Raw genomic sequence first — 19580 nt, forward strand, 5'->3', positions numbered from 1 at the left:
GGCGGCAGCGCCGTCCAAGACCGGCTCGATCACCTGTGATACCTCGCCGGTATCACCGGTACGCTGGGACCGTGGACGGGCTGGAGACGCGCGAGCTGCGCTACTTCGTGGCGGTGGCCGAGGAGCGGCACTTCGGCCGGGCCGCCGAGCGCCTGAGCATGGCACAGCCGCCGCTGTCCCGCGCCATCCAGCAGCTGGAGCGCCGGCTGGGGGTCGTGCTGCTGGAACGCAACCGCCGGGGGGTCTCGCTCACCCCCGCGGGCGAGGTCATGCTGGCGCAGGCCCGGCTCGCGCTCGACGCCGTCGACGCGGCCGTCCGCCGTACCCGCCGGGCCGCGGCGGCGCGCTCCACCCTGGTGCTCACCACGAAGGCGGGCGCCTCCCACGAGCTGCTGAAGGAGCTCCTCGACGCCCACGCCGCCCGGCCCGGAGCCGTCGGGATCGACGTGCTGCTGTGCGAGCTCGGCGAGCAGGGGCGGCTCCTGCGCGACGGGCGCGCCGACGTGGCGATCATGCACGCCCCGTTCGACGTGATGACCGGCCTCGACAGCGTGGAGATCCTGACCGAGGGCCAGGTCGCCATCCTGCCGGCGGCGCATCCGCTCGCCCGGCGCTCCAGCCTGACGATGGCCGAGGTGAGCGACGTCCCCGACCTGCCGATCGCCCGGTGGCCGCGCCACGACTACACCTACCCGCCCGGCCCGGGGCCCGAGGTCCGCAGCCAGTCCCAGCTCGCCCAGCTCGTCGCCCTCGGCCGGACGCTGCTGGTCATCCCGGCCTCCAGCCGCGCCTGGCAGTGGCCTGAGCACGTCGCGGTCCCCGTCCTCGACGCCCCTCCGGTCACGACCCTGCTCGCCTGGCCCGCCGGCGCCCGCTCCGAAGCGCTGGCCGGGCTCGTGGAGACGGCCGGGCGGCTGCGGGCGGGCGGGGCGGCGGGGTCCCCGGGCGTTTCCTAGGTGAAGTACCGCAGCCAGACGTACACCCAGGCCATCAGGATGCTCAGGACGGTGACGACGATCCCGTAGCGGGTGAACTGCCAGAAGGTGATCTTGTGGCCGTTGCGCGCGGCGATGCCGAGGGCCACCACGTTGGCGCTGGCCGCGACCGCGGTGCCGTTGCCGCCGAAGTCGGCGCCCAGGGCGAAGGCCCACCACAGCGCCTGCCCGGCCTGCGGGTCGGTGGCCGCGGCGACCACGCCCTCGACGATGGGGGCGGTCGTGGCGACGTACGGGATGTTGTCGAAGAAGGCGCCCAGCGCGCCGGAGCCGAACAGCAGGGCCGTCGCGGCGACGAAGTAGTTGTCGCCCAGCGTCTCCAGCGCCCACGAGCCGATCGACTCGATCACGCCGGTGTGCACGAGGCCGCCGACCATGACGAACAGCCCCATGAAGAACACGAGCGTGGGCCACTCGACCTCGCGTACCACGTCGTCGACGTTCGCGCGGGAGACCAGCAGCATCACCCCGGCGCCCACCAGCGCCACGATCGACGGCTCGACGTGCACCACCGCGTGCAGCCCGAACCCGGCCACCACCGCGCCCAGCACGACCAGGCAGCGCACGAGCAGCCGCATGTCGGTGATGGCCCGCCGCTCCTGCAACGCCATCACCTCGGCCACCCGGTCGGCGTTGTACTGGAACGACCTGCCGAACAACACCCGGGTGAACAACACGAACGCGGCGAAGACCACCACCGTGATCGGCGCCATGTGCACGAGGAAGTCGTTGAAGGTCAGCCCGGCGCGGCTGCCGATGATGATGTTGGGCGGGTCGCCGATGAGCGTGGCCGCGCCGCCGATGTTGGAGGCGAGGACCTCCGCGATCAGGTACGGCTGCGCGGCGATCCCCAGCCGGTTGCAGACCACGATCGTGACCGGCGCGACCAGCATGATCGTGGTGACGTTGTCGAGGAACGGCGAGGCCACGGCGGTGATCACCATCAGCATGACCATCAGCCGGTACGGCCGGCCCTTCGACTTCTTGGCCGCCCAGATGGCGAGGAAGTCGAAGACGCCGGTCTGCTTGATGACGCCCACGATGATCATCATCCCGAGCAGCAGGAAGATGACGTTCCAGTCGATGCCCTCGTGCTCGGAGAAGAACACTCCGGCGCCGGGGATCAGGCCGAGCACGGCCATCAGCCCCGCGGCGACGAGCACCACCTTGACCTTGTCGGCCTTCTCCGTGGCGATGAGGAAGAAGGCCACCAGGAAGATCGCCAGTGCGGCGAGGGCGCTCATCCGGCCCGCCCCGGGGGCCCGGAGGCGACGGCGGCCGAGCAGGCTTGGTCAGGACACAGATGACGGGGGAACATGGCGGGCCTTTCGACGGCGTCCGATGGCGGGCATGCGGCAGCAGGGCGTGGCCGGTGGCGCACGCCCTGACGAACAGGGCTGAAGGGGTGGTCGGCCGGGGTGGGCGGGGCTCAGCCGCCGGAGCCGGCCGGGTCGGGGCCGGACAGGTCAGGGCCGGACAGGTCGGGGCCGGACAGGTCGGGGCCGGACAGGGCCAGGCTGGTCAGCAGCCGCTCCAGGGTGATCGCCCCGGCGAGCACGCCGTCCGCGCCGACGACCGCGACGATCGGGCTGCGCAGCCGCGCCATGAGCGCCGCCACCTCCAGCAGCGTCGCGTCGAGCGGCACCGTCGCGGGCGTGGCGGGCCGGCCCGGCAGGCAGTCGCCCACGCTCAGCTCGCCCAGCTCGCCCCAGAACAGGTCGGCGTGCTCCTCGTCGATCGTCCGGCAGAGCGCCGGGTCCTCCTGGTACGCCCCCGGCACCGCCAGGCGCAGCACCTGCGTCCCCGGCAGCACGCTCGACGGCCTGCCCCGGCCGTCCACGACGATCAGGCCGGGCATCCGGCCCAGCGCCATGATCCGCACGGCCTTGGTGACGGGGTCGCCGGCGGTCACGGTCGGCAGGTTCACGGCGATATCGCTGGCATGCATGAGTCCATCCCGTTCGACGTGCGGTTCGGCGTCCGGCCCGGCGGCGCGGCCGGTGACCGCCGCCGGCGAGGTCACCGCGTCACCTCGGCGAGCTGCCTGACGCGGCGTTCCAGCTCGGCCAGCCGGTCGGGGACGGGCCTGCTGTGCAGCAGGTCGGCGAGCTGGTCGGCCTCGTCCTGGTCGAGGACGAGGCCCCGTGCCGACACCTCCAGGTCGGCGGGGTCGTGGACGAGCTGCCGCCGGCCGTTCCCCTCCACCAGCAGGCCGAAGCGCTGGCCCCTCCTGGTGACGAGGTGGTACAGGGCGCCTCGGCCCGGCACGGTCGTGCGCGTGACGTCCATGTCGCTGTCTCCCCTCCGGCTCCCTTCCAGTCTCCGGGCGGGCACGCCCGGGGACCATCGGGTCCAGCACCCATTTGGGCAGGAAGAGAACATGTAGTGACGCCCCTCCGGATGGGGGACGGACCGTATGGACAACCGCACCGGGTGACGAACAGGCTGAGGGAATGAACGATCGCGCCGACCGGCGGCCCCGCGCGGACGGGCCGGGGGCCTCGCCGCGCCCTCCCGCCCAGGCCCTGTTCCGGCGGCTGGTCGTGATCAACGGGCTGGTGTTCGCGGCGGGCACGCTCGTCCTCGCGGTCTCCCCCGCCACGGTGTCCGCCCCGGTCGTGTGGGCGGAGGTCCCGGTCCTGCTGGTGGGGCTGGCGGTGATGCTGGCCGCCAACGCGCTGCTGCTGCGCCGCAGCCTGGCCCCGCTGGACGCGCTGACCGCGCTGATGCAGCGGGTGGACCTGCTGCGTACCGGCGATCGGCTGCCCGGCGGCGGCAACCGCGACCTGGCCCACCTGATCGACACCTTCAACGCCATGCTGGACCGCCTGGAGGCCGAGCGCAGCGCCAGCAGCGCCCACGCGCTGGCCGCGCAGGAGGGCGAGCGGCAGCGCATCGCCAGGGAGCTGCACGACGAGGTCGGCCAGAGCCTCACGGTGGTGCTGCTCGGGCTCAAGCGCGTGGTGGACCGCGCCCCCGCCGACCTGCGCGAGGAGCTGCACGGCGTGCAGGAGACCGTACGCGCGAGCCTGGACGAGGTACGCCAGGTCGCCCGCCGCCTGCGCCCGGGCGTGCTGGAGGACCTCGGCCTGCACGCCGCGCTCAGCGCCCTGGCCAGCGACGTCGCGCGGTCGAGCGGCGTCCAGGTGACCCGCTCGCTCCAGCACGACCTCCCGGACCTGGGCGCGGACGTCGAGCTGGTGTTGTACCGGATCGCGCAGGAGAGCCTGACCAACATCGCCAGGCACGCCCGCGCCCGCCACGCCGAGCTGTCGCTCGCGGCCGAGGACGGCCGCCTGGTGCTGCGCGTCGCCGACGACGGCGAGGGCGGCGCGCGGCAGGACGGCGCCGGGATCCGGGGCATGCGCGAGCGCGCCCTGCTCATCGGCGCCCGGCTGAGCATCGACTCGCCGCCGGGCCGGGGCACCCGCGTCAGCCTCGTCATCCCGGACCTCCCGGATCTCCGGGACCTCCCGGGCCTCCCGGACCTCCCGGACCTCGCGAATCGGAGCACATCCCCGTGAACAAGACCCGGATCCTGCTCGCCGACGACCACGCGCTCGTCCGCCGGGGGCTGCGGCTGATCCTCGACGCCGAGCCCGACCTGGAGGTGGTCGCCGAGGCCGCCGACGGCGCCGAGGCGGTGGCGGCGGCCTCGGAGGACGAGGTGGACCTGGCCATCCTCGACATCGCGATGCCGCGGATGACCGGGCTGCAGGCGGCCAGAGAGATCTCCCGCAAGGCGCCCGGCATCCGCATCCTGATCCTGTCGATGTACGACAACGAGCAGTACTTCTTCGAGTCGCTCAAGGTCGGGGCGTCCGGTTACGTGCTCAAGTCGGTCGCCGACCAGGACCTGCTGGAGGCGTGCCGGGCCACCATGCGCGGGGAGCCGTTCCTCTACCCGGGCGCGGTCACCGCGCTCATCCGCGACTACCTGCAGCGGGACAAGGAGGGCGAGCGCATCCCCGAGAGCATCCTGACGCCGCGCGAGGAGGAGATCGTCAAGCTGATCGCGGAGGGCAACTCGGCCAAGGAGATCGCCGAGACGCTGTTCATCAGCGTGAAGACGGTCGACCGGCACCGGGCGAACATCCTGCAGAAGCTCGGCATGCGCGACCGCCTGGAGCTGACCAGGTACGCCATCCGCGCCGGCCTGGTCGAGCCCTAGGACCCCTTGGCGGGAATCGGTACACGCCCGTAAGGTCCGGTCCTGTGGGGCGATCGAGGACCAATTCCGGGCCGGCCGAGGACTTGCTCATCGAACTGGACCGCGACGCCGGGGTGCCGCTGCACCGCCAGGTCGAGGCGTCCATCCGCGCGAGCATCCGGGCCGGCCGGTTGCGGGCGGGCGCGTCGCTGCCGCCCACCCGCACCCTCGCGGCCGGGCTCGGGGTCTCCCGCGGGGTGATCGTGGAGGCCTACCAGCAGCTCGTGGCCGAGGGCTACCTCGCCAGCCGATCCGGCGGTTACACCCAGGTCGCCGCGTCGGCGCCGCCGCCCGCCGACCCGCGCTCAGCGGCTTCGACGGTGCGGCCGGCCGCCCCCGGCGCCGGTTCCAGGGTCGACTTCGGGTACGGGCGCACCGACGTGTCGCAGTTCCCGCGGGCCGCCTGGCTGCGCTCGGTCCGTACCGTGCTCACCACCACTCCCAATGACCGGTTCGCCTACCTCGACGGGCGCGGCGTGCCCGAACTGCACCAGGCCCTGTGCGAGTACCTCAACCGGGTGCGCGGCACGCTGGCCGTCCCCGGCCACGTGGTCGTCTGCAACGGCTACGGGCAGGGCATCTCGCTGCTGATCCAGGTGCTCGCGCGGCGCGGCGCCACCCGGATCGCCCTGGAGGACCCGTCGTCCGTCGACGACGCCCGGGTGCTGGCCGGGGCCGCGGGCCTGGACGTGGTCGCCATCCCGGTCGGCCCGGACGGTGTTCAGGTCGCCGCCCTCGACCGGGCCGACGCCGACGCGCTGGTCCTCACCCCGTCGCACCAGTGGCCGACCGGAGGGGTGTTGTCGGCGGCGGCGAGGGCCGAGGTGATCCGCTGGGCGAGGCGCCGCGGCGCGATCGTGGTCGAGGACGACTACGACGCGGAATACCGCTACGACCGGTCCCCGGTGGGTGCCATGCAGGGCCTGGCGCCCGATCACGTCGTCTACTGCGGCACGGCCAGCAAGACGCTCGCGCCGGGGTTGCGGCTCGGCTGGATGGTGGTGCCTCCGCAGCTGGTCGCCGAGGTCACCGCGGCCAAGCTGCTCGCCGATCGCGGCTCGCCGGTCATCGACCAGCTGACGTTCGCCGACTTTCTCGGCCGCGGCGAGTTCGACCGTCACCTGCGCCGGATGCGCCCGGTGTACCGGCGCCGCCGCGACGCGCTGCTGGAGGCGTTGCGCACCCACCTGCCGGATCTGCGACCGGCCGGGATCGCCGCCGGGCAGCACGTGGTCGCCTGGCTCCCGCCCGACCTCGACGAGGCGGCGGTGGTGGCGGCAGCCGCCCGGCACGGGCTCGGCATCCAGGGCGTCGGGCCGTACCGCATCGCGGGTGCCGGACCTGGTGGCCTGATCTTCGGCTACGCCGTCCTCGGCGAGAGCGCCATCGCCGAGGGGGTCGCGCTGCTGGCGGCGGCCGTCCGGGAGGTACGCGGATCCTGACGCGGCCCGTCACGGCGCCGGGCGGACGTCCTGGGCCGGACGGATGTTCTGGTTCAGGTGGAACACGTTCGCCGGGTCGTAGGCGGTCTTCACCGCGGTCAGCCGGACCAGCTTCGCGGCCGAGTACGCCCGCCGCACGCCGCGCCGCCCATCGGCCAGCTCGTCGGCCGTCAGCGAGTTGACGTAGACGCCGCTGGCGTACGGTTCGAGCGAGGCGCCGGCGGCGCGGGCGGCACCCGTCCTGGCGTCATCCTCGGCCGGGTCGTTCCAGCGGGAGCCGGCACCGAACTCGAACATCGTGCCGCGATGGCTGAACGCCGCGTCCGCGTCCGGGACGTCGGCGATCGCGCCGCCGTGCGCCTGCAGGCCGACGCCCGGCAGGTCCGGGCTCGCGCTCAGGTCCCGGCCGCCGCGCAGCAGGAACGCCTCGATCGCGGCGGTGGGCAGGCTCCGCAGGTAGTGCCCCTTGGCGTAGCGGCGGTAGGCGTGACCGCCGGTGGAGTCCTCGCGTCGTTGCAGTTCGAGGTAGGACGGTGTGGTGACGCGGGAGGCGACGGGACGCCCGAGCGCCCGCATCGCGGGGAGCAGCAGGCGCCCCTCGGCCGGGTCGCCGACCCACACGAACCCCAGCGTGGCGATCGGGCCGGAGGGAGCGCTGCTGACACTGGCGGTGAACGTCGCCTGCCGGGGCGCGGCGGCGTTCAGGTCGCGCCAGCCCTCCATCACCGGGACGGCGTCCTCGGCGCGGTAGTCGAACTCGGCGACCAGCGTCCGCGTGCCGGTGTGGTGCAGCTCGAACTCGAACTCGGTCACGATGCCGAAGTTGCCGCCTCCGCCGCGCAACCCCCAGAACAGGTCGGGGTTCTCGGTACGGCTCGCGGTCAGCACGTCGCCCTCGGCGGTGACCACCGTGTAGGAGACGACGTTGTCGCAGGCCAGGCCGTACTGGCGGGCCAGCCAGCCCATGCCGCCGCCGAGCGTGAGCCCGCCGACGCCGGTGTGGGAGACGTTGCCGGCGGTGGTGGCGAGACCGTACGCCTGGGACGCCCGGTCCAGCGCGCCGAGCAGCGCACCGCCCTGCACCCGGGCCCGGCGACGGGCCGGGTCCACCCGGACGCCGCCCATGGGCGTCAGGTCGATCATCAGGCCGCCGTCGGGCACGGCGAAGCCGGCGGCGTTGTGGCCGCCGCAGCGCACGCCGATCTCCAGGTCCAGCTCCCGGCCCATCCGGACGGCGGCGACCACGTCGGCGACACCCGCCGCGCGGACGATCATGCGTGGACGCCGGTCGATCATGGCGTTCCAGACGGTACGGGCGGTGTCGTAGCCGGCGTCGCCGGGCGTGAGGACCTGGCCGCGGAATCGGGTCGCTGTCGTTGTCATGCCACTCAGCCTGACAGGAATCGGTACCCCCGATAAGGGCCGATCCTGCGGTCCGATCGAGGACCAATTCGGCTCCGGCGGCGGCCATGAACGCCGCGAGCGTCACGCGCTGGGCGCGGCCACCGGGCCACCGCCCGGCGTTGCCACTACCAGCGCGGATCGGCACCATGACCGCGCAAGGTCACTGCTGGACGACTCCCTTCCGCATCGCGCTCACGCCCAGGCGCAGGCCGACCGCGGCGATCAGGCAGGCGGACGCGGTGCCGTACAGGACCGAGGGGTCGGCGAGGTCGCCGGCGAACAACGCGCGCTGGGCGTCCACGATGTACGTCACCGGGTTCACCCGCCCGGCCGCCCGCAGCCACGCCGGGGCGCTCTCCAGCGGCAGCAGCACGCCCGACAGCAGCAGCAGCGGGAACATGACCGACTGGCTGACCATGTAGAACAGCGTGCCGTCCGGCGCCGACCTGAGGGCCAGCACGAACGAGAACGCCCCCAGCCCCACCCCGAACACCACGAGCTGGGCCAGCCCCGCCAGCACCCCCGCCACGTGCGGCTCGAAGCCCAGCGGGATCGCCAGCAGGATGATCAGCACGGCCTGGACCAGCAGCAGCACCATCGCCTTCAGCGCCCTGCCGACCAGCATCGCGGTGCGCGAGACCGGCGTGACCAGCATGCGCTCCATCGAGCCGCCGATCAGCTCGACCAGCAGCGAGTAGCCGGCTCCCATCGGCCCGCTCAGGCACATCATCACGAGGATGCCCGGCACGAACCACTGCCACGACGACCCGACCGCCCCGTCCAGCAGCGCGCCGAACAGGAACAGGAACAGCAGCGGCTGCCCCATCTCGAACAGCAGCGCGGCCGGGTTGCGCAGCGCGGGCCGCATCTCCCTGGAGAAGACGGTGGCGGTGTCGCGCAGGAAGGTGCTCCGGCGCGGGGAAAAGCTCTCAGGCGGGGAAGTGCTCTCAGGCGGGAACGTCGTCATGGGCCAGGCTCCTTCCGGTCAGGGTGAGGAAGACGTCGTCGAGGGTGGGGCGGGCGGTCTCCGCCGTGACGACCTCGATCAGCTTCGCGTCGAGCGCGCGCAGGCACGCGGGCAGCGTCGCGGCGGCGTCGGCCACCCGCAGGTGCACGGTGGTGCCCTCCACCGTGCTCTCCGCTGTGCTCTCCGCCCTGCCCTCCGCTGTGCTCTCCGCCGTGCCCTCCGCGAGGCCGCCGAGCGCCGCGGCGGCCCGGCGGGCCTCCTCCGGGGTGGTGGTGGTCAGCGTGATGCGGTCGCCGGCCAGGTCGCTCTTGAGCCGGGCCGGGGTGCCGTCGGCGATGACCCGGCCGTTGTCCACGATCACCACCCGCTCGGCCATGTCGTCGGCCTCCTCCAGGTAGTGGGTGGTGAGGAAGAGCGTCGTCCCGTACGCCTCCCGCAGCCGCAGGATGTGCCGCCAGATCTCGGCGCGGCTCTTCGGGTCCAGGCCGGTCGAGGGCTCGTCCAGGAAGAGCAGGTCGGGACGGTGGACGAGGCCGAGCGCGATGTCCAGGCGGCGGCGCTGGCCGCCGGACAGCGTGCCGGGCGTGCGCCCGGCCAGCGGGGTCAGGTCGAGGAGGTCGAGCAGCTCGTCGGCGCGGGCGGCGGCGTCCCTGGCGGTCAGGCCGTAGCAGCGGCCCTGGGTGACCAGCTCGTCGCGGGCGCGGAACCCCTCGCCCGCGCTGCCGCGCTGGCCGACGTAGCCGATGCGGGAGCGCACGCCCGCGGGGTCGGCGGTCACGTCGTACCCGGCCACCGTGGCGGTGCCGGAGGTCGGGGGCAGGAGGGTGGTGAGGATGCGCAGGGTCGTGGACTTGCCTGCGCCGTTGGGGCCGAGGAAGGCCACGAGCTGCCCGGCCTCGACGTCGAGGTCGAGGCCGCGGACGGCCTGCACGGTCTCCTTCTTGACTTTGAACGTTCGGGTCAGCGCCCGGGCATGGATCATTTCGGTCGGTCTCCTGCGGGCATGGCGAAGAAACCCCCCGGCGGGGGCTCGTTCGGGCGGATTCGGGACCAGTCTGTGCAGGTGAAAGCGGCTTTGGCAAACGCGAATGTCGCGTTCATATACGCTTCTGACCTGCGAGAACACCACAGGGGACAGGTCGTGCGCGACGGCGATTTTCGGGCGTCTGACGTGCGGTTTCACCGGTCGCCGGGAACCGATCCGGCGGCACGCGCGAGGCCGCCGGACCGGGGGGCGGCGCGCGGCTTGACCTGATGCGGTTTATTAATGTTCGCGGACTTGCGGAATTACGCCGCACTTCGGAATGATCAACCGCATGAAACGTCTGGGGATATTATCGGTGATCGCGGCGTTGGGCATCGGCGGGGGCGTCGGGAGCGCGTCCGCGGCCGATGGCGTGACCGGCGTGGACGTCAGTAACTGGACCGGCGAGATCGACTGGCCGAAAGTCGCCTCCGGTGGCGGGAAGTTCGCGTTCGTGCAGGCCACCGAGGGCGTTGACTACCGCAACCCGAGTTTCGACGCGCAGTTCGGCGGCGCCGCCGGGGCCGGGCTGTATCGCGGGGCATATCACCTCGCGCAACCGCATGAATCCGATGGCGCCACCCAGGCCGACCATTTCCTGCAGAATGGCGGCGACTGGCGCGCGGACGGCCTGACCCTCCCCGGCGTGCTCGATATCGAGGACAATCCGTATCAGGACAGGAACGGAAAGAACGCGTGTTACGGCCTGTCCGCGAAGGACATGGTCACCTGGCTGAAGGATTTCACGAAACGCTACAAGGAACGCACCGGCCTGCGCGCGACCATCTACACCACCACGAGCTGGTGGCGCACGTGCACCGGCGACTCGGCGGCGTTCGCGGCCCACCCGCTGTGGCTGGCCCATTGGGGCGCCGATCCCGGCGAGCTGCCGAAGGGGTGGACGGCGTACACGTTCTGGCAGTCGGCCGACAAGGGGCCGCTGGCCGGCGGCGGCGACGTCTTCAACGGCACGGAGGACGACCTCGGGTCCCTGGCCAACCCGCCGGCGGAGGTCTCGGTCGGGGCGGCGGCCAGGAGCCGCAGGACGTACACGGTGACGCTCACGAACACCGGTCCTCACCCGGTCACGAACGTCAAGGTCGCGGCCCGGACGTTCGGCGGGCAGCGGGTGGTCGGGGCCACGGGCAGGTGCAGGTTCAGCGGCACGGCGGTGCGCTGCACGGTCGCCGGGATCGAGCGCGGCGCGAAGGTGACGCTGACGTTCACCACCCGGCCGAGGAAGGCGCGGGGCACGGTGGGCATGAACGTGACCGTCGGAACGGCGAAATTCACGATGAAAGCCCGATAAGGCACCATAAATCCGGAACCTGCACACGCCGGGGGACGGAGACCTGATGGAACGGCGGCACGCGGCCCTCATCGCCGTGACGACAGCGGTGCTGCTGCTGGCCGCCACCGCCTCCGTGCCGGTCTCGACCTGGCTGCGGCCGCGCATCGTCCGCCTCGCGTACGCGATCGAGCAGCGCGGCGTCGTGTACTCGTGGGGCGGCGGCCACGCCGAGCGCCCCGGGCCGTCGAAGGGCACCTGCGTGGGCTACCGGGGCAGCGTCCGGCCCTGCCCGGCCGCCCGTACCCGGGGGCTGGACTGCTCGGGGTTCACCCGGTGGGTGTACGCGATGGCGTACGGCACCGACGTCCTGGGACCGGGGAACACCGACGACCACGTCCGCCGCCTGCGCCGCGTCCGGACCGCGCCGCTCCCCGGCGACCTCGTCTTCTTCGGCACCGTCGCCGGCCGGACCGTCAGGACCCACCACGTCGGCGTCTACCTGGGCGGCGGCCGGATGATGAACGCCCCGGAGACCGGCGCCCGGGTCCGCGTGGACCGGGTCTCCCGGCTGAAGGACTTCGCCGGTTACTACCGCTACTGACTCGGTATGGGGATGAGTCCGGGGTTGCCGGGAAAACTGGGAATCGTGGGGCTACTGTGCCGCTATGGAAAGGCGATGGGTCGGTCCCGGCGGGTACGAGGTCGTGGGCGCCCTCCGGGCCGGGCGGCAGGTGCTCCGGGTGCGCAGGCACGGGTGGCTGGTCGCCGACTGCTCGTCCGTGGCCGAGGTGGCCCGGCACGTGGACCTGGCCGACCTCTGCGAGGTCGTCGTGCTGCCCGCGCCGGAGACCGTGGAGAAGATCGCCGAAGCCCGAACGAGTTCGCGTCATCGCTGAGTGCCGTGTATGGTTACACCTGTCCGCAGCGCCGGACAGGCCCCTATAGCTCAGTCGGCAGAGCGTCTCCATGGTAAGGAGAAGGTCAACGGTTCGATTCCGTTTGGGGGCTCCAGCTCGTAGCGACAGTGCGCCCGATCCGAGATCATCCGGATCGGGCGTTTCCGTTTCCGCAGGGGAGCGATCCTGGCGGTCCCGGATCGCGCAACGGCTCCGGCGGGAATAGGATTTCAGGTAACGGGGGTTCCTGAGGCATACTGGTCGTACCGCTGCACGATCAGGTGGGTTACGACTCTGGTCGTCGCGTCGGGTATCCTCTACGGGGCCGGGGTTCGTACCGGCCCAAAGGCGGAGTAGCTCAGTCTGGCAGAGCAAACGGCTCATAATCGTTGTGTCGCCGGTTCAAGTCCGGCCTCCGCTACTGCCCAGCCCCAGGTCACCTGACCTGGGCATGGGTGTGTCCATATCCCGAACGTAGAAAGGCACTCCCCAGTGGCTGCCACCGACGTTAGGCCGAAGATCACGCTGGCCTGCCAGGAGTGCAAGCACCGCAACTACATCACGCGGAAGAACCGGCGCAACGACCCGGATCGGCTTGAGCTGAAGAAGTACTGCCCCAACTGCCGCTGCCACCGCGCGCACCGCGAGACCCGCTAGCAGCCGGCCAGGGAGCACTTCTCCCATCCTGTGCACCGTACGACCGGCGTCCCGTTCGGGGGCGCCGGTTTGTCGTGTTCGTGGCCTGTTCCGCCGCCCGCGCGGGGTAAAAACCCGGCCAAGCCCCAGCGACAGCCGAACCTTGTTCTGTTACCGTCGGCCTCAGCGGCGCTCGGACGGACCGGACACGCGAGGGAGCACTGATGGCCTTGAACCGTGACTTCGTGGGCAGGACCTACCCGCCCGGCGCGCCCTACGAGGTCAGCCGGGTGAAGATCAGGGAGTTCGCGGCGGCGATCGGTGACGGCAACCCCCTCTACCGGGACAGGGAGGCCGCCCAGGCGGCCGGCTACCCGGATGTGATCGCGCCGCCCACGTTCCCCATCGTCTTCAGCCTGCAGAGCGGCGGGGAGGCGCTGGCCGACCCCGACCTCGGCCTCAACTTCGCCATGGTGGTCCACGGCGAGCAGCGCTTCGAGTACGTCCGCCCGATCTGCGCGGGCGACCAGCTCGTCACCGCCGCCACCATCACCGACATCCGCACCGCCGGGCGCAACGAGCTGCTGACCGTGCGCAGTGAGATCACCACCGTCGAGGGCGAGCCGGTCTGCGTCACCTACAACACGATCGTCGAGCGCGGAGGGGCGAGCTGATGGCGGCCACGGTCACGTACGACGAGGTGAAGGTCGGGCAGGAGATCCCGGCCGTGGACTACAACGTGCGCCGGCTCAACCTGGTCATGTACGCCGGCGCCTCCGGCGACTTCAACCAGATCCACTGGAACGAGCGCTTCGCCAAGATGGTCGGCCTGCCGGACGTGATCGCGCACGGCATGTACACGATGGCGCAGGCCGGGCGGTTCGTCACCGACTGGGCCGGCGATCCGGGCGCGGTGGTGGACTTCGGGGTGCGGTTCTCGTCCATGGTGGTCGTGCCGGACGACGACCAGGGCGCCACGATCTCGGTGAGCGGGGTCGTGGAGGAGAAGCTGGAGGACAAGCGCGTGGTCGTCGCGCTGACCGCCAGGTCGGGGGACGCGAAGGTGCTGTCCAAGGCGCGAGCGGTGGTCCAGCTCGCCTGACTTCCGAGGATAGATCGGGCGGCTCGCGGGTACTTCGTGTGCCTATGACTGAAGCTGCGCGACAGGTATGGCCCACGGTCCGGTCGATCCCCGTCTCCGCCGTGACCGACGCCAAGCCGCCCGGGCGGCTGGCACCGGCGAATCCGGCCCCGTCCCCGTCCTCGGCACCGTCCCCGACGCAGGTGGAGGGCGGTACGGGAACGGGGCGTGACACGGCGGGCGGCGCCGCGACCGGCGGCGGGACGGCCGGTGGGGGGAAGGCCGGTGGTGGAGGGGCGCACGCCCGCCTCAACCCGGCCGCCGAGATGGGCTTCTCCGGCGACCCCGGGCAGCACGGCGACGACGGCGAGGAGCTGCTGCACGCCCAGCGCCTCTGGGACGGCAGCCTGGCCACGAACCGCCTCGACGACGCCGGCGTCAACGCCGAACGCCAGCGCATGGAGACCAAGGACGTCACCGTCGCCGTGGGCCTGCTCGTGGACGGCTGGCCCGCCGACGTGCGCGCCTGCGTCCAGTCGCTGCTGGAGCACACGCGGGCGAAGGTGCTGGCCCTCGACCTCGGCAACGTGGACGGCGCCGGCGACGTGCTGGCCGAGCTGGCCGCCCGGCACCCGGAGCGGATCTCCGTCTGGCACGTGGCCGAGCAGCCGCACTGGCGCGGCGGCACCGCGACCTGGGGCGAGAGCCGGGCCAAGCTCCTGCGGCTGGACGAGTCGGACGTGCACGTCCTGGTGGAGACCTCCGCCGAGCTGCGCGGGGACGCGCTGACCCCGCTGGTCGCGGCCGTCGCCGAGGGCGCGGCCGCCGCCGGCTGGCACGGCGTGGACCTCTACGACGACGGCCCGCACGAGGCCGGCCCCGGCAAGGTCCAGGCGCTGACCGGCGAGCTGGTCGCGGTGCGGCGCGCGGCGGCGCTCGGCGCGCTCCCCGAGGACGCGCGCTACGCCCGCAACGCCGACCTGGCGCTCTCGATCGCCCTGCGCGGCGAGCTGGTGGTCCCGGAGGGCCCGCCGCCGTTCGTGCGGCTGGGCGCCCACGACGCGCCCGCCGGCTACGCCGAGCAGGAGGCCCGCCGCAACTACGACGGCGTGCTGCGCCTGCTGAGCGCGTAACCGGGCCCTGCTGGACGGTCGGGCCGGGCGGTCGGGCCGGGTGGTCGGGCCGGACGGTCGGGCCGGGAGGGGTTGCCGTGGTCGGAGGGGGTGCTGCGCGCGCCGGGCGCCTCATAAGCTAGTGGCTCATGGAGATGCTCGCGCCGTACACCACGCTGGGTCTGGGCGGCCCCGCCCGCGACTTCGCCGAAGCGACGACGGCGGAGGAGCTCGTGTCCCTGGTCGCCGAGGCCGACGCCAGGGCCGTGCCCACCCTGGTGCTCGGCGGCGGCAGCAACCTCGTGGTCGGCGACGCGGGCTTCGACGGGCTCGTGGTGAAGGTGGCCACGCGGGGCGTGTCCGTCTCGCGCGACGGCGAGCAGGTCGTGATCACCGTCGAGGCGGGCGAGGACTGGGACCCGCTGGTGGCGCGCGCCGTGGCGGAGGGCTGGTCCGGCATCGAGTGCATGTCCGGCATCCCGGGCCTGGTCGGCTCCACGCCGATCCAGAACGTCGGGGCGTACGGGCAGGAGGTCGCCCAGACCGTGCGGTGCGTGCGGGCCTACGACCGGCGAACCCGGCACGTGGTCGACCTGGAGGCCCGGCAGTGCGGCTTCGCCTACCGCGACAGCATGTTCAAGCGCGACCCCGGGCGCTACGTCGTGCTCGCGGTGACGTACGCGCTGGACCGCTCCGCGCTGTCCGGGCCCGTACGGTACGAGGAGCTGGCCCGGCGCCTGGGGGTGGAGCCCGGCGACCGGGTGCCGCTGGAGCGCGCCCGCGAGGCCGTCCTGGGCCTGCGGCGCGGCAAGGGCATGGTCCTCGACCCCGGCGACCCCGACACCCGCAGCGCGGGCTCCTTCTTCACCAACCCCGTCCTCACCCCGGAGCAGGCCGCCGAGCTGGCGGTCCGCGCGCCCGGCCACCCCGGCTGGAGCATGCCCGGCGGCTCGCTCAAGGTGCCGGCCGCCTGGCTCATCGAGCAGGCCGGCTTCCCCAAGGGCTACACGCGCGGCCCCGTCCGCATCTCGACCAAGCACACCCTCGCCCTGACCAACCCGTCCGGCACGGCCACCGCCGCCGACCTGCTCGCCCTGGCCCGCGAGGTGCGCGACGGGGTGCACGAGAAGTTCGGCGTCACGCTGGTCAACGAGCCGGTCCTGGTGAGCTGCGCCCTGGAGGAATAGGCACGGCCCCGGGGCTGTTATGGTGAGTCGGAATTACCGAAGGGGAGTAGTCCCAATCGTGTGATCGACATACTGGCGCCGCCTTCGCGCGGCTCCCGGCCACACGGGCCCTCACGCGGGGCGGACGAGACCTTCGGCCTGGCAGTCAGTTCATCTATGAGCAAGACGCTGCCGGGCCGAAGCCGTCGTGCCCGCGATCTCCCCGGGTTCAGCGCCTCCGGTCCGGCTCGCGCGGAAGAGGACCGTTGGAAGCGTTCTGGATCAGCCTCGTCGCCATCTTCGTGGCCGAGCTGGGCGACAAGAGCCAGCTCATGGCCATGACGTTCGCGACCCGTTTCAAGACCTGGACCGTGCTCCTCGGCATCACGGTCGCCACGACCGTCGTCCACCTGCTGAGCGTCGCCGTGGGCGGCCTGCTCGGCAACGCGCTCCCGACGACGGCCATCTCGATCGTCGCCGGCCTGGCGTTCCTCGGCTTCGCGGTGTGGACGCTGCGCGGCGACGAGCTGACCGAGGAGGAGTCCACGAAGGCCCAGCGCACGACCAGGAACGCCCTGATCGCGGTGACGGTGGCGTTCTTCCTGAGCGAGCTGGGCGACAAGACCATGCTGGCCACGATCACGCTGGCCACGCAGCACGGCTGGGTCGGCACCTGGATCGGCTCGACGGTCGGCATGGTGGCCGCCGACGCCCTGGCCATCCTGGTGGGCCGCCTGCTCGGCAGGCACCTCCCCGAGAAGGCCATCCGCTACGGCGCCGCCGCCGCCTTCGCCGTCTTCGGCATCGCCCTCCTGATCGAGGCACTGGGGTAGATCACGAGCGCGGCCCCGTCCGTGAAGCCCCCAGGGTGAGCAGCCGGATCGGCACGGGGACGACCTGGTGCCGGGAGCCGATCCGGCATGTTCACCGGTTCCGGCGAGACAGCGAGAGACCTGGTCACGTAGAGTTGGTCACGTCCTGGGGTGAGGTTCTTCCACGCACGGCAGGGTATGTGCCCCATGAAGAGGAGGACAGCCCGGCAATGCTGCTGAGTTTCCGCGTCAGCAACCATCGCTCGCTCCGCGACGAGCAACAGCTGCTGCTGACCCCGGCTTATCACGACGATGATTCCCGGGACGACCGGCAGGCGGTCCCGGTCGTGGCTGTCTTCGGAGCCAACGCTTCCGGCAAGTCCAACGTGTTGGACGCCCTGGTGTACATGCGCAACATGGTGCGCGGCTCCCTCCGGGAGAGTGAGCCGGGCACCGGCGTCGCGCGCCATCCGTTCGCTTTGGACCCCGCCGCGCGCGATGAGCCGTCCACGTATGTCGTCGATCTCCTCCTGCAAGGAGTCCGATACACCTACGGCTTTGCGGTCGACGACTCGCACGTGGTCGAAGAGTGGATGTTCAGCTACCCGAGGAAGAAGAAGCGGGAGATCTTCCACCGGCGAGGCGACGATTACGCCATCGGCGACCGGTCTCCCGCGTCCATGCACCAGGTGGCCGCGATCACGGAATCGAACGTGCTTTTCCTGTCCGTCGCGGCACGCTCGAAGCAGGATCTGGTGCGACCGGTCTACGGCTGGTTCGCCGAAATACTGTATCGAAACCCCCTGAAGCTTCGGTATCCGCGTCTGAGCGCCGTCGTCGATGCTCTGGAGCGCCCCGGCTACCTCGACAGGATGACCTCCCTGCTACGGGCCGCGGATACGGGCATCGAGTCCGCGGAGATCATCGAGGAGAGCGACGCGGACCTGGCTCAGAGATCCGCGCGCATCAAGGCACTGGACGGGTATGCGCCGGCGCGGCGCAAGGAAATACTCTTCAGGCACCGGGGTGAGCACGGGACGTTCCCGCTCAACCTGAGGGACCAGTCCTTCGGGACGCAGACCCTTTACGACCTCGGGGTCGCTGTCTTCAGGGCGCTGGACGCCGGGTCCGTACTCATCGTGGACGAGCTGGATTCGAGCCTGCATCCTTATCTGACTGCGCAGCTCGTCAGGCTGTTCCGCGATCCCGAGCTCAACACGAACGGCGCACAGTTGATTTTCAGCAGCCATGACGCGTCTCTTCTCGGACGCGTTCAGGGCGAAGAGGTGCTTAAGCGGGATCACGTCTGGTTCACCGAGAAGAACGAGTGCGGTGTCACCGAGCTGTTCTCGCTCGCCGATTTCAAGCCGCGTCGCGAGGACAACCGCGAGCGCCGTTACCTGGCCGGCCGGTACGGCGCCGTCCCGGTCGTCAGGGACCAACTGTTCGCGATGGCGCTGGCCGAACGCCGAGAGGCGGACGATGTCCCCTCGAACTCCTGACCGGAAGAGAACGAAGGTCCGGACGGACACCGATCTCGAACGTAGGAAGGGAACCCGGCAGGAGCGAGCCAGCTTCCTGATCCTTTGCGAGGGGAAGACCGAGAAGGACTACTTCGCGGGAATGCGATCCCGGCGAGGCCCGCACATCGATGTCGACACCCCGAAGGCCGATCACCTTTCCATCGTCCGCGAAGCCGTGGCCAGGCGTTCGGACGAGTACGACGCCGTCTGGTGCGTGTTGGACACAGAGCTGGACGAGACCCTCGTATCAGCGATGACATGCGAGGCGGCCCGAGGCTCGGTCGAGCTCGGTCTGTCAACGCCGTGCTTCGAGGTATGGCTGATGATGCACCACGAGGACTGCACCCGGCCGTTCTCCTCGGCCAACGAGGCGAAGCGCCGGTTGAGGACCCTGGTGCCGGGCTGGAGCGAGGGGAACACGAGACTCCCGGATTTCCTCGACGGTGTGGACGCGGCCTGTGTCAGAGCCCGCCGGCTCGACCCGACCGGAAGGGAACACCTGAAGAACCCCTCGACCAACGTGTGGCAATTAGTGCTGGTCCTCGAGGCTGGAGCCTGACGGCAGCGCGGATCTCGGTGCGACCAGGTGAAAGGGTGACGGAGGCGGTATGGAGATCTGGATCAATCCGCAGTGTTCGAAGTGCCGGGCGGCGCTGTCCGTTCTGGATGCCGAGGGGGCCGGCTACACCGTCCGCCATTATCTCGACGATCCGCCCAGCCAGGACGAGCTGCGCGACGTCCTGGGGCGGCTGGGGCTGGAGCCCTGGGACATCGCCAGGACCGGCGAGCCGGTGGCCGGGGAGATCGGCATGGACGCCTGGCCGAAGGACGGCGGGGCGCGGGAGCGGTGGATCGAGGCGCTGGCCGCCTATCCGGTCCTCATCCAGCGGCCGATCATCACGGCCGACGACGGCTCGGCGGTGGTGGGACGGAGCGAGGAGGCGGTGCGGTCGGTGCTGCCGGAGGGGTGACGCCGCAGGTAGAGGGGCTTTCGCGGAAGTCACGGAGTTGTGTCGTCACT

At 71.6% G+C, this 19580-nt stretch carries 22 protein-coding genes and 2 tRNA genes; 18 read left to right on the forward strand and 6 right to left on the reverse strand.

All coding sequences use genetic code 11. The features are described from left to right. Positions 1–71: 71 nt before the first annotated feature. A complete protein-coding gene (locus AB0H75_RS36690; RefSeq protein WP_367804255.1) occupies positions 72–956 on the forward strand; it encodes a LysR family transcriptional regulator in 885 nt (294 codons plus the stop codon). Here AB0H75_RS36690 and AB0H75_RS36695 read toward each other — a convergent pair. The 3 genes from AB0H75_RS36695 to AB0H75_RS36705 all read right to left on the reverse strand — a co-directional run bounded on the left by AB0H75_RS36695 (position 953) and on the right by AB0H75_RS36705 (position 3284). Continuing rightward, on the reverse strand, positions 953–2239 hold the full coding sequence (locus tag AB0H75_RS36695) for an SLC13 family permease (protein WP_367804256.1): 1287 nt from the start codon (positions 2237–2239) through the stop codon (positions 953–955). The two genes, AB0H75_RS36690 and AB0H75_RS36695, sit on opposite strands and share 4 nt — an antisense overlap. A gap of 185 nt (positions 2240–2424) precedes the next feature. Further along, positions 2425–2943 carry a CBS domain-containing protein gene (locus AB0H75_RS36700; protein ID WP_367804257.1) on the reverse strand — a complete coding sequence of 173 codons (519 nt, stop codon included), beginning with the start codon at positions 2941–2943 and terminating at the stop codon, positions 2425–2427. A 71-nt stretch (positions 2944–3014) separates the two neighbouring features. Continuing rightward, positions 3015–3284: a hypothetical protein gene (locus AB0H75_RS36705; protein ID WP_367804258.1), complete on the reverse strand. Its 270-nt coding sequence runs from the start codon at positions 3282–3284 to the stop codon at positions 3015–3017. Positions 3285–3448: 164 nt separating this feature from the next. Here AB0H75_RS36705 and AB0H75_RS36710 point away from each other — a divergent pair, with 164 nt between their 5' ends. The 3 genes from AB0H75_RS36710 to AB0H75_RS36720 all read left to right on the forward strand — a co-directional run bounded on the left by AB0H75_RS36710 (position 3449) and on the right by AB0H75_RS36720 (position 6647). Next, positions 3449–4519 carry a histidine kinase gene (locus tag AB0H75_RS36710; protein ID WP_367804259.1) on the forward strand — a complete coding sequence of 357 codons (1071 nt, stop codon included), beginning with the start codon at positions 3449–3451 and terminating at the stop codon, positions 4517–4519. Beyond that, on the forward strand, positions 4510–5166 hold the full coding sequence (locus tag AB0H75_RS36715; protein ID WP_367804344.1) for a response regulator: 657 nt from the start codon (positions 4510–4512) through the stop codon (positions 5164–5166). Before AB0H75_RS36710 ends, AB0H75_RS36715 begins: the two co-directional genes overlap by 10 nt. 83 nt (positions 5167–5249) lie before the next feature. Next, a complete protein-coding gene (locus AB0H75_RS36720; protein WP_367804260.1) occupies positions 5250–6647 on the forward strand; it encodes a PLP-dependent aminotransferase family protein in 1398 nt (465 codons plus the stop codon). Between the two features lie 9 nt (positions 6648–6656). On the opposite strand, the gene AB0H75_RS36725 is transcribed toward AB0H75_RS36720, so the two are convergent. The 3 genes from AB0H75_RS36725 to AB0H75_RS36735 all read right to left on the reverse strand — a co-directional run bounded on the left by AB0H75_RS36725 (position 6657) and on the right by AB0H75_RS36735 (position 10000). Beyond that, positions 6657–8030, reverse strand: a complete 1374-nt coding sequence (locus AB0H75_RS36725) for an FAD-binding oxidoreductase (RefSeq protein WP_367804261.1) — start codon at positions 8028–8030, stop codon at positions 6657–6659. A gap of 181 nt (positions 8031–8211) precedes the next feature. Further along, positions 8212–9018, reverse strand: a complete 807-nt coding sequence (locus tag AB0H75_RS36730; protein WP_367804262.1) for an ABC transporter permease — start codon at positions 9016–9018, stop codon at positions 8212–8214. After that, positions 8999–10000 (reverse strand): ATP-binding cassette domain-containing protein, encoded by a 1002-nt coding sequence (locus AB0H75_RS36735; protein WP_367804263.1) that lies wholly within the window; start codon positions 9998–10000, stop codon positions 8999–9001. Before AB0H75_RS36735 ends, AB0H75_RS36730 begins: the two co-directional genes overlap by 20 nt. A 334-nt stretch (positions 10001–10334) precedes the next feature. Between AB0H75_RS36735 and AB0H75_RS36740 the strand changes: the two genes are divergently transcribed. The 14 genes from AB0H75_RS36740 (at position 10335) to AB0H75_RS36805 (ending at position 19530) form a co-directional block, all read left to right on the forward strand. After that, entirely contained in the window at positions 10335–11351 is a 1017-nt protein-coding gene (locus AB0H75_RS36740) for a GH25 family lysozyme (protein WP_367804264.1), read from the forward strand. Positions 11352–11397: 46 nt separating this feature from the next. Further along, positions 11398–11934: a C40 family peptidase gene (locus tag AB0H75_RS36745; protein WP_367804265.1), complete on the forward strand. Its 537-nt coding sequence runs from the start codon at positions 11398–11400 to the stop codon at positions 11932–11934. Between the two features lie 64 nt (positions 11935–11998). Beyond that, positions 11999–12229, forward strand: a complete 231-nt coding sequence (locus tag AB0H75_RS36750) for a transposase (RefSeq protein WP_367804266.1) — start codon at positions 11999–12001, stop codon at positions 12227–12229. A gap of 39 nt (positions 12230–12268) precedes the next feature. After that, a tRNA-Thr gene (locus AB0H75_RS36755) sits at positions 12269–12344 on the forward strand. Positions 12345–12576: 232 nt separating this feature from the next. Continuing rightward, positions 12577–12650, forward strand: a tRNA-Met gene (locus tag AB0H75_RS36760). Between the two features lie 71 nt (positions 12651–12721). Continuing rightward, positions 12722–12886 (forward strand): 50S ribosomal protein L33, encoded by a 165-nt coding sequence (rpmG, locus tag AB0H75_RS36765; RefSeq protein WP_019632658.1) that lies wholly within the window; start codon positions 12722–12724, stop codon positions 12884–12886. A gap of 203 nt (positions 12887–13089) precedes the next feature. Next, a complete protein-coding gene (locus AB0H75_RS36770) occupies positions 13090–13539 on the forward strand; it encodes a MaoC family dehydratase N-terminal domain-containing protein (RefSeq protein WP_367804267.1) in 450 nt (149 codons plus the stop codon). Further along, positions 13539–13967: a MaoC family dehydratase gene (locus AB0H75_RS36775; RefSeq protein WP_367804268.1), complete on the forward strand. Its 429-nt coding sequence runs from the start codon at positions 13539–13541 to the stop codon at positions 13965–13967. The genes AB0H75_RS36770 and AB0H75_RS36775 overlap by 1 nt, the downstream gene beginning before the upstream one ends. Positions 13968–14068: 101 nt before the next feature. Beyond that, a complete protein-coding gene (locus AB0H75_RS36780) occupies positions 14069–15079 on the forward strand; it encodes a hypothetical protein (RefSeq protein WP_367804269.1) in 1011 nt (336 codons plus the stop codon). A 128-nt stretch (positions 15080–15207) separates the two neighbouring features. Then, positions 15208–16245 carry a UDP-N-acetylmuramate dehydrogenase gene (locus AB0H75_RS36785; RefSeq protein ID WP_367804270.1) on the forward strand — a complete coding sequence of 346 codons (1038 nt, stop codon included), beginning with the start codon at positions 15208–15210 and terminating at the stop codon, positions 16243–16245. A gap of 245 nt (positions 16246–16490) precedes the next feature. After that, positions 16491–17057 carry a TMEM165/GDT1 family protein gene (locus AB0H75_RS36790; protein ID WP_367804271.1) on the forward strand — a complete coding sequence of 189 codons (567 nt, stop codon included), beginning with the start codon at positions 16491–16493 and terminating at the stop codon, positions 17055–17057. A 209-nt stretch (positions 17058–17266) separates the two neighbouring features. Continuing rightward, complete coding sequence (locus AB0H75_RS36795) at positions 17267–18538, forward strand: ATP/GTP-binding protein (RefSeq protein ID WP_367804272.1); 1272 nt, start codon at positions 17267–17269, stop codon at positions 18536–18538. Continuing rightward, complete coding sequence (locus AB0H75_RS36800; protein ID WP_367804273.1) at positions 18519–19118, forward strand: RloB family protein; 600 nt, start codon at positions 18519–18521, stop codon at positions 19116–19118. Before AB0H75_RS36795 ends, AB0H75_RS36800 begins: the two co-directional genes overlap by 20 nt. A gap of 49 nt (positions 19119–19167) precedes the next feature. Continuing rightward, on the forward strand, positions 19168–19530 hold the full coding sequence (locus AB0H75_RS36805) for an arsenate reductase family protein (protein WP_367804274.1): 363 nt from the start codon (positions 19168–19170) through the stop codon (positions 19528–19530). Positions 19531–19580: the final 50 nt, after the last annotated feature.

Source organism: Nonomuraea sp. NPDC050783, assembly GCF_040802095.1.
Taxonomy (GTDB): domain Bacteria; phylum Actinomycetota; class Actinomycetes; order Streptosporangiales; family Streptosporangiaceae; genus Nonomuraea.

What these genes read in the sequence shown, in the direction of transcription:
- AB0H75_RS36695 (WP_367804256.1), bottom strand. Translation starts at nt 2,239, where the DNA reads ATGAGCGCCCTCGCCGCACTGGCGATCTTCCTGGTGGCCTTCTTCCTC.
- AB0H75_RS36700 (WP_367804257.1), bottom strand. Translation starts at nt 2,943, where the DNA reads ATGCATGCCAGCGATATCGCCGTGAACCTGCCGACCGTGACCGCCGGC.
- AB0H75_RS36705 (WP_367804258.1), bottom strand. Translation starts at nt 3,284, where the DNA reads ATGGACGTCACGCGCACGACCGTGCCGGGCCGAGGCGCCCTGTACCAC.
- AB0H75_RS36710 (WP_367804259.1), top strand. Translation starts at nt 3,449, where the DNA reads ATGAACGATCGCGCCGACCGGCGGCCCCGCGCGGACGGGCCGGGGGCC.
- AB0H75_RS36725 (WP_367804261.1), bottom strand. Translation starts at nt 8,030, where the DNA reads ATGACAACGACAGCGACCCGATTCCGCGGCCAGGTCCTCACGCCCGGC.
- AB0H75_RS36730 (WP_367804262.1), bottom strand. Translation starts at nt 9,018, where the DNA reads ATGACGACGTTCCCGCCTGAGAGCACTTCCCCGCCTGAGAGCTTTTCC.
- AB0H75_RS36735 (WP_367804263.1), bottom strand. Translation starts at nt 10,000, where the DNA reads ATGATCCATGCCCGGGCGCTGACCCGAACGTTCAAAGTCAAGAAGGAG.
- AB0H75_RS36740 (WP_367804264.1), top strand. Translation starts at nt 10,335, where the DNA reads ATGAAACGTCTGGGGATATTATCGGTGATCGCGGCGTTGGGCATCGGC.
- AB0H75_RS36745 (WP_367804265.1), top strand. Translation starts at nt 11,398, where the DNA reads ATGGAACGGCGGCACGCGGCCCTCATCGCCGTGACGACAGCGGTGCTG.
- AB0H75_RS36750 (WP_367804266.1), top strand. Translation starts at nt 11,999, where the DNA reads ATGGAAAGGCGATGGGTCGGTCCCGGCGGGTACGAGGTCGTGGGCGCC.
- AB0H75_RS36770 (WP_367804267.1), top strand. Translation starts at nt 13,090, where the DNA reads ATGGCCTTGAACCGTGACTTCGTGGGCAGGACCTACCCGCCCGGCGCG.
- AB0H75_RS36775 (WP_367804268.1), top strand. Translation starts at nt 13,539, where the DNA reads ATGGCGGCCACGGTCACGTACGACGAGGTGAAGGTCGGGCAGGAGATC.
- AB0H75_RS36785 (WP_367804270.1), top strand. Translation starts at nt 15,208, where the DNA reads ATGGAGATGCTCGCGCCGTACACCACGCTGGGTCTGGGCGGCCCCGCC.
- AB0H75_RS36795 (WP_367804272.1), top strand. Translation starts at nt 17,267, where the DNA reads ATGCTGCTGAGTTTCCGCGTCAGCAACCATCGCTCGCTCCGCGACGAG.
- AB0H75_RS36800 (WP_367804273.1), top strand. Translation starts at nt 18,519, where the DNA reads ATGTCCCCTCGAACTCCTGACCGGAAGAGAACGAAGGTCCGGACGGAC.
- AB0H75_RS36805 (WP_367804274.1), top strand. Translation starts at nt 19,168, where the DNA reads ATGGAGATCTGGATCAATCCGCAGTGTTCGAAGTGCCGGGCGGCGCTG.